Raw genomic sequence first — 9,221 nt, forward strand, 5'->3', positions numbered from 1 at the left:
CGCGTACGGGCTCAGGGGCTCTGTGGGGATCGGCGGCATGGGCTCGGTCATGGACCTCTCCGCATCGTCACGGCCTCTCCCCACCGTCACGAGGCGGACTCGCCGCCGCGTGGCCGGCACCGACGGTTTCGGGGGCATGTCGACGGTTCCGGCCGTCCGCTGGATCTCCCGGCTGCCGGATCCATGCGCCGAGCCTGGCCGGGCCGCTTGGTCACGGCACTTCCCAGGCCCCGTCGATGGACGCCGTGTGTGCGGCGCACCACTTCAATATGGTCGGTCATTTTCAATCTGTCAAACCAGTCTCGCCTGCTGCTTCGGCTCATATCGCCCGGACCGCACACGGGTCGGCGTCCGGCCCGACTCGCGTGAGGCTGCCTCGGCCGGGTCGGCACGCGGGGTGCGCGACAGGGCCGCAACGCTGCACGATCGGGCGGAGCGGTCTCCCGGAGGCCGAGTGCCCGCACCGCGAGCGGCGAGACTGCGCACGCACCGGATCCGTGGGGGATCCGTGCACGGCCCGACGGTGGCGCTGCCGTCGGGGCCGAACCGCCTCCTGGAGCGCCGATGGCGCCCAAGGGGCGAGGGCCGCTGCCCAGGACGTCCGGCCGCCACGGCGGGGCAGTGGCCGGCAGGGGCGGCCGGGACCCCGGCTGCCCCTGCCTCACCGCCGGCAGGGTGCCCGGGTCTCCGCGGCCCTTCCGGGACCGTTCCACCACCGGCCCGCGGGGTGTCCGGCAAGCGCGTCACCGATCTGCTTAGCTGTCCCGGTGAGCAACCCAACTTCCGCCCCGGTGCCCGTCGTTGACCCCGGTGAGCTGTTCCGGGACCCCTACGCCGTCTACGGCCGGCTGCGCGAGGAGGGGCCGGTCCACCGGATCACCGGCACGGACGGCCTTCCCGCGTGGCTGGTCACGCGGTACGACGACGTCCGTCAGGCGCTCGCCGATCCCCGGCTGTCCCTGGACAAGCGCAACGCGACGCCGGGCGGTTACCGGGGCATGGCCCTGCCGCCCGCGCTGGACGCCAACCTCCTCAACATGGATCCGCCGGACCACACACGGATCCGGCGCATGGTGTCCAAGGTCTTCACCCCCCGGCACGTCGAAGCACTCCGGGGACAGGTGCGGCGCACAGCGGACGGGCTGCTCGACTCCCTGGCGGGGCAGGACGAGGCCGACCTCATCCCCTCCTACGCCGCTCCGCTGCCGATCATCGTCATCTGCGACCTCCTCGGCGTGCCCCAGGCCCAGCGCCCCGACTTCCGTGCCTGGACCGACGCCCTGGTCGCGCCGGACCCGGCGCGTCCGGAACGGGCGAGGGAGGCGGTCGCCCGGCTGCTGTCCTTCTTCACCCGGCTGATCGCCGACAAGCGTGCCCGTCCGGCGGACGACCTGCTGTCCGCCCTGATCGCCGTGCGCGACCGGGAGGACCGGCTCAGCGAGGACGAGCTGATGTCGCTGGCCTTCCTCATCCTCGTCGCGGGGTACGAGAACACGGTGCACCTGATCGGCAACGCGGTCGCTGCACTGCTCGCCCACCCCGGCCAGCTGGCGGCGCTGCGGGCCGACGCGGGCCTGCTGGACCGGGCGGTCGAGGAACTGGCGCGCTACGACGGTCCGGTACCGCTGGCGATCCGCCGGTTCCCCACCGAGGACGTCGTCATCGCCGGGGTCACCGTCCCCAAGGGTGAGACGGTCCTGCTCTCGCTCGCCGCCGCGCACCGCGACCCGCGCCGCTTCACCGACCCCGACCGGCTGGACCTCGGGCGGGACGCCACCGGGCACCTGGCGCTGGGGCACGGCATCCACTACTGCCTCGGCGCCCCGCTGGCCCGGATGGAGACGGGCATCGCGCTGACCGCGCTCTTCGACCGCTTCCCCGGCCTCGCGCTCGCCGTCCCCCCGCGGGAGCTGCGCCGGCGCCCGTCGATGCGCTCGCGTGGCCTGCTCGCGCTCCCCGTGCGCACGGCGGGCGGGCCGGGGCGGACGGACCGCGGCGCTTCGGCCGGATGACGGATGCCCGGGGGGAGGGTTGGCCGGCAGCGGACCGCTCGCCCGCCTCGGGACCCTCGCGGAACCGCACCGACCAAGCGGGGGAGCGGCCGGCGGCGACCGCGACGATAGGCTCGGCCCATGCCCGCACCCGACACCGACCCGCCCGCGCCGCCCCGCCGTACGCGCAACCCGGAACTGCACCGCCGCGCCATCCTGGAGGCCGCCTCACAGGCCTTCGCCGAGCGCGGCTACCACCGGGCCACCCTGCGGGACATCGCCCGGCGCGCCGGCGTCACCCACGGTTCGGTGCTGCGCCACTTCGGCAGCAAGGAAAGCCTGTTCCTGGCGGCCGTCCCGGGCACCCGGGACGTCGACGCCCTGGCCGAGGACACCCGGGAGCCGCTCCCGGCGCGTATCGCCCGCGGCTACGTCCACCGCATGGAGAGCGCCGACGGCAACGACACCTTCGTGGCACTGCTGCGCAGCGCCGCCGACGACACCGGCAGTGCCGCCGCCCTGTACGTGGCGATGCAGGAACGCACCGACGAGGTGTACCGCCGGCTCCTGGACGAGCACGACCTGCGGCACCGGCTGCCGTTCGTCGCGGCCCTGCTCGTCGGCGTCACGTTCAGCCGGTACGTCGTACGCGCCGGGGCGCTGGCGCAGATGAGCGCGGAACAACTCACCGCGGACCTCACCGCCTCCCTCGAAGCCCTGCTCCACCAGGACGCGGGCGCCGAGGAGGCACCCGCCGGGCAGGGCCGGGGACGGTGACGTCCGGCACGGCGACCGGGGCGGCCACGGACGCGTGTGCCGGAGCCGTCCCGTACGTCACGCGACCGGGGCTGCCTGGGCGTGCCAGACCCAGGTGACCCGCTCGTACAGCCGCTGGAAACCGGCGCGCAGCATGTTGTGCAGGGACGTGTTGTGGTCGCCGGGGCCTTCCGCGCCGGTCTCGGCGACGAGCCATCGGCAGCCCGCCTCCCGGGCGGCCCGGACGCGTGCGGTGAGCAGTGCGGACTGGGCGCCGCGACGGCGCCCTTCCGGCAGGGTCGCGGCGCCGAACATGTCGGCGCAGTCACCGTTCAGGAAGACGCTCGCGACCGCGATGATCCGCTCGCCCTCCCACACGGCGTACTGCCGCCAGCCGGGCCTGCCGACGCACGACGCGGCCATGTCGGTCAGGGCGGCCGGCTCGGTGAAACCGAAGGTGGTCATCATGACCGTGGCCCACTCGTGCGCCTGGTCGGGCCGGACCGGGCCGACGCGCAGACCCGGTGCGAGCGCCGCGCCGCCGTCGGTCGCGGCCAGCGCGCTTGCCGTGTCGCACCCCAGCTTGACCAGACGGTTCCCCTCGGTGAGGCCGAGCCGTGCGGCGGTCGCGGCCCAGTCCCGTGGCAGGAGTGCCGGCGCGATCATCAACGAGCCCTGGGCGATGCCCCGTTCACGGTAGTAGTCGCACACCTCCGCGACGCTCCGCGCAGTGACCGGCTGCTCCGCACCGAACCCGCCGGCCCGGTCGAAGAAGCGGCTCCGGCTCTGCCGGACCGTCACCGCGAGCGCCGAGCCGAACCGCCGGGAGCCGATGCCCAGCGCGTCGCGCACGGACGGCGGTGCGCCGGTGACGAAGTCCGCGTATGCCTCGATCTCGGTCCGCTCGCCCAGGCCGATCGGCAGGGTGGTCCTCATGACTGTCTCTCCCTCTCACGTTCTGATCACACGCCGCCGCCGGCCGGCTCCGCTGTCACGGCGGACGTCGGCGCACACGTCCCGGGAAGGACCGGGAGCCCCAGGCGTGACTCCTCCCTGGTGCCGGGGGAGCCCCGGCCGGCCGGCACGGCCGCGGGCTCCCTTGCGATGATGCCGAGTGGTCCCCGGTCGATGCCCGCCGTCGTGCCGCCGCACGAGACCGTCGGACTCCCGAGGGAAAGGCCCGAACGCTCACACCACAGCCGCCGGACGCCGTACGCCGGAGCAGGGCGGTCGCGCGAGGCACCGAACCGCGAGTGACCAGGGGTGAAGCAAGCCGCCACCCCCCCGGACGGCGCCGGCTCACTTCAGGTGCCGGTCGAAGAACCGGCAGCCGTCCTCCAGCTCGAACCACGGGGTGCCGGTGTGTCCGCCCAGGTTGGCGTGCAGCGTCTTCTGCTCGCTGCCGAAGGCGTCGAACAGGTCCAGGGCCCGCTGCCGGGGGTTGCCTTCGTCGTCCCACTGGAGCAGGAACAGCAGCGGAACGGTGACCTGCCGGGCCTCCTCCCGCTGGGCACGCGGCACGTACCCCCCGGCGAAGAAACCGGCGGCAGCGATGCGCGGCTCGGCCACCGCCAGCCGGATGCCGAGGGCGGTCCAGCCCCCCGAGTACCCGACCGGGCCGCCGATCCCGGGCAGTTCGAGCAGGGCGTCCAGAGTGGTCCGCCACTCCGGGACCGCGTTGTCGACCAGCGGGCCGATGAGGGACTCGAAGATCTCGTCGACCGGCTCGCCGGCCCGCATCGCCCGCCGGAGGTCGGCACGGGCGCGCTCCGCGGCGGCGGAGCGGGGACGGTCACCGCACCCGGCGGCGTCGATGGTGGCCACCGTGTAGCCGCGCGCGGCGGTGTACCGGGCCCTGGCCACCAGCCGGGGGTCCGCCTTGGGCAGGCCGTTGTTGTGGGCCATCAGCACCAGCGGCGCCGGCGCGGACGGGGGCGTCCACAGGGTCCCCGGGATCTCACCGAGGAGGAACTCGCGCTCGAGGACGCCGTCTTCGAGGAGCCGTTCGGAAGTGAAGTGCACGGTCGTGCCTTTCGGGAGTGCGCTCGGACGGCGCTCCCGGGCGACCTATCGCCCGACCGTGACCCCGGAGGGGAGCACCCATGTCGATACGTTCACGGGTACCACCTCCTCGCTCTCTCGCACGGCCTCGCGGAGCCTAGCAACGCTCTCCGGGGACTGCCAACGGGTTTTCACGGGTGGCCCGCGGCGCTCGGCTTGCCGGGCCGGCGACCTCGGACACGGAGCGCCGCGGGTGGCCGGTCCGGCATCCGGGGACACGCCGGACCGGCCACTTCGCCCGCCGGCCCACGGCGGGGCACGCCCGGACCGGCCCGACGAGCGTGGCAGCGGCCGGCACCGGCTCACAAGACCGACGCGGCCGACCTGCCCTCCCGGCCCGCATCCGGTGACCTGTCAGGCAACGCCCGGCCGGCCCGGCCCGCGACCTTCCAGTGCAGGAACGAGCCGATCCAGGCGGCGAGGAAGAGACCGCCGATCAGATAGCCGACCCCGTCGAGGCCGGCGCCGGCCGGCCAGGGCACGGCCCGTGCCACCGCGGGCACCCTGTCGCGCAGCAACGTCATCAGGTTCACCCCCCCGACCAGCAGCGCCGCCGCGGCCGACAGCCCGGTGGTGGTGAGGTTGTAGTGGATGCGCCGCAGCGGATGGACGAACGCCCACCGGTACGCGGCGGACATGAAGGCCCCGTCGAGGGTGTCGAAGAGACTCATGCCGCAGGTGAAGAGCAGCGGCAGCAGCATCAGCGCGTACCACGGGACGCCCGACGTGGCACCGGCGGCGGAGAGGACGAGCAGGGAGACCTCCGTGGCGGTGTCGAAGCCGAGGCCGAAGAGCAGACCGAGGGGGAACATGTGCCAGGGACGTGTCGTCGACGAGGTGAGACGGCGCAGCAGACGGGAGAACAGCCCCCGCTCCGCGAGGACCCGGTCCAGCCGCTCCTCGTCGTAGGCCCCTCGCCGCGCCGACCGGTACACGGCGGCGATGCGGCGCAGCGCCAGCAGGTTGAGCACGCCCACCAGGCACAGGAACACCCCGGAGACGGACGTGCCGAGTACGGACAGGACGCGGTGGACGGTGGACGAGTCGTCGGTCAGCCGGGTCGCCAGACGGGCTCCGACGGCTGTCAGCAGGCTCAGTACGACGACGACCGAGGAGTGCCCCAGGGCGAACCAGAAGCCCAGGTCGGCCGACGGCCGCCCCTCGGCCAGGAACCGGCGGGTGGTGTTGTCGATCGCGGCGATGTGGTCGGCGTCGAAGGCGTGCCGGGCGCCGAGCACGTACGCCGTGACGCCCAGCCCGGTGCCGAACACCTGCGTACCGACCGTGAACCGGTGCGCGGACACCGCACAGGCGAGCACCGTGAACGCGCACACGGTGGTGACGGCGATGACCGAGAGCAGGACGACCGTGCTCCGGTGCTCCCTGACGAACCTGCCCGTCGTGTCAGCCCGGAGCATCGGAACTCCCGGGCATCACCCGCACCGAGTAGGACACGCCGAGGCGTTCCGCACCGAACCCCAGCGCCCGCACGGTGTCCAGCAGAGCGTCGGTCATGATGCCCTCCACCCGGGTGACACGCGGGTCGAGAGGTGTGTACGCCGCCTCGTGCGGGGCCCAGCTGACCAGGAGGGACCCGGGGCCGTAGTGCGCCGGGCAGGCGCGGATCTCCACGCCTCCGGTCATCGCGTCGCTCTGTACGCCGAATCCCGCGCGCAGCAAGGAGAGGACCAGGTCGGGCGCCAGTCCGGTGCCTTCGAGGCCGAGCGCGGCGACGACGGAGCGTGCCTGTCGGCGCAGGCTGTCGCCGTCCGCGCCGTTGAGGGGGTGGGGCATGGGATCACCGGAGGGTAGAGGGGAGACGGCGCCGCGGACGCGGCCGGAACTGGTGGTAGAGGTGGACGTCGCGCTCACAGCACACCTTGCCGGTCCAGGCGGTGCCCGGTCCGAACAGGGCCAGCGCCGCCGCGGCCACCAGGGCTCCGGCCAGGGGCGCCGCCATGTAGGCCCAGAACAGGTGGTAGTCACCGGAGACGACGTGCGGTCCGAAGTTGCGCGCCGGATTGAAGCTCGCACCCGTCCGGGCGCCGGTCGTGGTGATCAGCGCCCAGACGACGGCGCCGACCACCCACGGCGTCGAACGCGGCCGGGGCCTGGCCGTCATGGCCGCCAGCACCCCGAGCAGGACGGCGGTGCTCAGCGACTCGCCGAGCACCACGACGACGGGACCGTCCCAGCCGGGACCGGGCTGGATCAGCCCGTCGTGGACCGCGGTGACCCTCTCGCCCCAGATCCCGCGCGCGGCGAGCACCCCGAGGACCGAACCGCCCAGTTGGAAGACGCTGTAGGCGACCAGATCGGCGAGGCCCAGCACGCCCCGGAGGGTCATGAAGAGGCTGATCGCCGGGTTGAGGTGGGCGCCGGACTCCTTGCCCGGCGGGGTGAGGGAGAACACCGCGACGCCGGCGCCGACCGACAGTCCCACGACGGCCAGGCGCGCGGTGAGCGGCCAGGAGGACAGGTACCTCCCGTCCGCCCTCATCGTGAAGGAGACCGCGGTGAGGGCGGCCAGGACCAGCCAGGCCGAGCCCAGCGCCTCCGCGAGGTACGACGACACCGGACGGCCGAGCACGACCCACCGCGCGCCGGCCGCCTGTGCCCCCGGGCCCTGCGGGGGCTCGTGCGGTCCGCCGCCGGGCACGGCGTCCGCGAGCGGAGTGTCCGCGGCCGTGCCCGGCCGTGGCAGGGCCCCGGTCACGGCAGCCGGGGCGTGGTGACGCCGATCATGGTGTCCCGGGTGACGAGGGCGGCGAGTTCCGGCTCGCTCATGTCCTCGGTGCCGGCGGGACGCATCGGCAGCACCAGGTAGCGCATGTTCGCGTTGCTGTCGTGGACGCGGATGGTCACGCCGTCCGGCACCTCGGTGCCGAACTCCTTGAGCAGGGCGCGGGGTTCGCGCACCGCACGGGCGCGGTAGGGGCGGCTCTTGTACCAGTCCGGCGGCAGGCCCAGGACCGGGCGCGGGTAGCAGGAACACAGTGTGCACACGACGAGGTTGTGGACCTCGGGCGTCTGCTCCAGCACGATCAGCTTGGTGCCGTCGTAGTTGTCGATGCCGAACTCCTCGATGGCGGCCGTGCCGTCGGCGAGGAGGCGCTCCTTGAAGGCCGGGTCGGTCCACGCCCGGGCGACCAGCGCCGAACCGAGCGCGGGCCGGTGCGCGTCGAGCGTCTCCACCATGGCGCGTACCTCGTCGGCGGAGATCAGGCCCTTCTCCACGAGCAGTTCGCGGATGGCCTGCTGCAGGACGTCGAAGTAGTCCGGTTCGCCGGCGGTGTTCTCGATGGGCGCGTGCGGGTCGGCGCCGCCGGTGCCGCCGTGCGTGTGGTCGCCGTGGTCGACGGTGCCGTGTGCGGGGTCGTGCGTGGTCGTCACGGGGTCAGGCTCCTTCGGTGGGGGAGTGGTCGGCCGGCTCCAGCCAGTGCTCGTAGATCTCCAGTTCGAGGACGTCGTCCGCCGGTCCGTCGTAGTCGGGCCAGAGGGCGGACTGCTCGATGCGGACCCGGTACAGCCGCACGTCGGTGCCCTCGTTGACGCCGTACGCCTCCCGCTCGGGATTGAGGAAGCGGGGCAGGACGCGCTCGATCCGGCCCTCCTTGCCGCGGACGTAGACCGGGGTCCGCACATGTCCGGGGGCGTCGCGGTCGGCGATGCGCACCCTCTGGCCTTCTACGAAGCGGGTGCTCACGCTGCGGCCTCCGTGAGCCGGGCCCGGATCTCGTTCATCCTGGCGCCCAGTTCCTCCGAGGTGATGACGCCCTTCTCGATCAGCACCCTGGACGCCGAGACGGCCCACCTCTCGTAGTAGGTGAGTTCGCCGATGATCTGCGCACCGAGGTCTTCCACCCCGCGGCGCTTCTCCTCCGTGTTGACGAGCTTGTGCTCGGCGAGGACGTTGAGCAGCGCGTGGCAGCTCTTCTCGAAGGGGGTCATCTCGTGGTCCGACGGGACGACCGGCCCGGCCGGCAGTCCGCCGAGGTCGTGCGCGGGGCGCACGACCATGTCTCGTTTGGTGGCCACTGCTCTCCTTCGACGTTCACACGTGCGGGGACCCCGGTACGGGCCCCGTTTCACGTGTCCGTTACAAACACCTGGGAGCGAGCTTGCGGTGGCGGCCCGGCCCGAGGCATCGGTCAAACGACTGACGCCTCCGTGCGGGCGGGTGTGCCCGGGTACGGGAACGGCCCGGCACCGCGGGTGCGGTGCCGGGCCGTGGAGGCGTGGCGGCAGTGACGTCAGTGGTGCCGGGGGTTGTGCCGTCAGTGGCGGTCGGCGGTGGTGCGGCCGTAGCGGCGCTGGAAGCGTTCCACCCGTCCGGCGGTGTCCACGACGCGCGAGGTGCCGGTGTAGAACGGGTGGCTCGCCGAGGAGATCTCGACGTCGACGACCGGGTAG

Annotated in this window: 11 protein-coding genes; 2 read left to right on the top strand and 9 right to left on the bottom strand. The window is 73.5% G+C overall.

The genetic code is table 11. From position 1 onward, the window contains the following. The first annotated feature begins 767 nt into the window (after positions 1-767). Positions 768-2,012 (top strand): cytochrome P450 family protein, encoded by a 1,245-nt coding sequence (locus LG395_RS38905; protein WP_225814016.1) that lies wholly within the window; start codon positions 768-770, stop codon positions 2,010-2,012. A gap of 120 nt (positions 2,013-2,132) precedes the next feature. Next, positions 2,133-2,768 (top strand): TetR/AcrR family transcriptional regulator, encoded by a 636-nt coding sequence (locus tag LG395_RS38910; protein WP_225814018.1) that lies wholly within the window; start codon positions 2,133-2,135, stop codon positions 2,766-2,768. Between the two features lie 57 nt (positions 2,769-2,825). On the opposite strand, the gene LG395_RS38915 is transcribed toward LG395_RS38910, so the two are convergent. The 9 genes from LG395_RS38915 to rpmE form a co-directional block, all read right to left on the bottom strand. Then, positions 2,826-3,683: a GNAT family N-acetyltransferase gene (locus LG395_RS38915; protein ID WP_225814020.1), complete on the bottom strand. Its 858-nt coding sequence runs from the start codon at positions 3,681-3,683 to the stop codon at positions 2,826-2,828. A gap of 363 nt (positions 3,684-4,046) precedes the next feature. Further along, the gene (locus tag LG395_RS38920) at positions 4,047-4,769 is read right to left on the bottom strand and encodes a dienelactone hydrolase family protein (RefSeq protein WP_225814022.1); all 723 of its coding nucleotides are present in this window, start codon (positions 4,767-4,769) and stop codon (positions 4,047-4,049) included. A 341-nt stretch (positions 4,770-5,110) separates the two neighbouring features. Beyond that, the gene (locus LG395_RS38925) at positions 5,111-6,226 is read right to left on the bottom strand and encodes a HoxN/HupN/NixA family nickel/cobalt transporter (RefSeq protein ID WP_225814024.1); all 1,116 of its coding nucleotides are present in this window, start codon (positions 6,224-6,226) and stop codon (positions 5,111-5,113) included. After that, the gene (locus tag LG395_RS38930) at positions 6,213-6,602 is read right to left on the bottom strand and encodes a hypothetical protein (protein ID WP_225814033.1); all 390 of its coding nucleotides are present in this window, start codon (positions 6,600-6,602) and stop codon (positions 6,213-6,215) included. The genes LG395_RS38925 and LG395_RS38930 overlap by 14 nt, the downstream gene beginning before the upstream one ends. Before the next feature lie 4 nt (positions 6,603-6,606). Beyond that, a complete protein-coding gene (locus LG395_RS38935) occupies positions 6,607-7,524 on the bottom strand; it encodes an MIP/aquaporin family protein (RefSeq protein WP_225814035.1) in 918 nt (305 codons plus the stop codon). After that, positions 7,521-8,201 (bottom strand): nitrile hydratase subunit alpha, encoded by a 681-nt coding sequence (gene nthA, locus LG395_RS38940; RefSeq protein WP_225814037.1) that lies wholly within the window; start codon positions 8,199-8,201, stop codon positions 7,521-7,523. Before nthA ends, LG395_RS38935 begins: the two co-directional genes overlap by 4 nt. 4 nt (positions 8,202-8,205) lie before the next feature. After that, complete coding sequence (locus tag LG395_RS41370; protein ID WP_308071485.1) at positions 8,206-8,514, bottom strand: SH3-like domain-containing protein; 309 nt, start codon at positions 8,512-8,514, stop codon at positions 8,206-8,208. Beyond that, positions 8,511-8,846 carry an SH3-like domain-containing protein gene (locus tag LG395_RS41375; RefSeq protein ID WP_308071486.1) on the bottom strand — a complete coding sequence of 112 codons (336 nt, stop codon included), beginning with the start codon at positions 8,844-8,846 and terminating at the stop codon, positions 8,511-8,513. Before LG395_RS41375 ends, LG395_RS41370 begins: the two co-directional genes overlap by 4 nt. Before the next feature lie 239 nt (positions 8,847-9,085). Next, positions 9,086-9,221 (bottom strand): 50S ribosomal protein L31 (gene rpmE, locus LG395_RS38950; RefSeq protein WP_225814047.1); only part of this gene is annotated, 136 nt, incomplete at its 5' end.

This window comes from Streptomyces spinosus, assembly GCF_020400655.1.
GTDB classification, from domain to species: domain Bacteria; phylum Actinomycetota; class Actinomycetes; order Streptomycetales; family Streptomycetaceae; genus Streptomyces; species Streptomyces argyrophylli.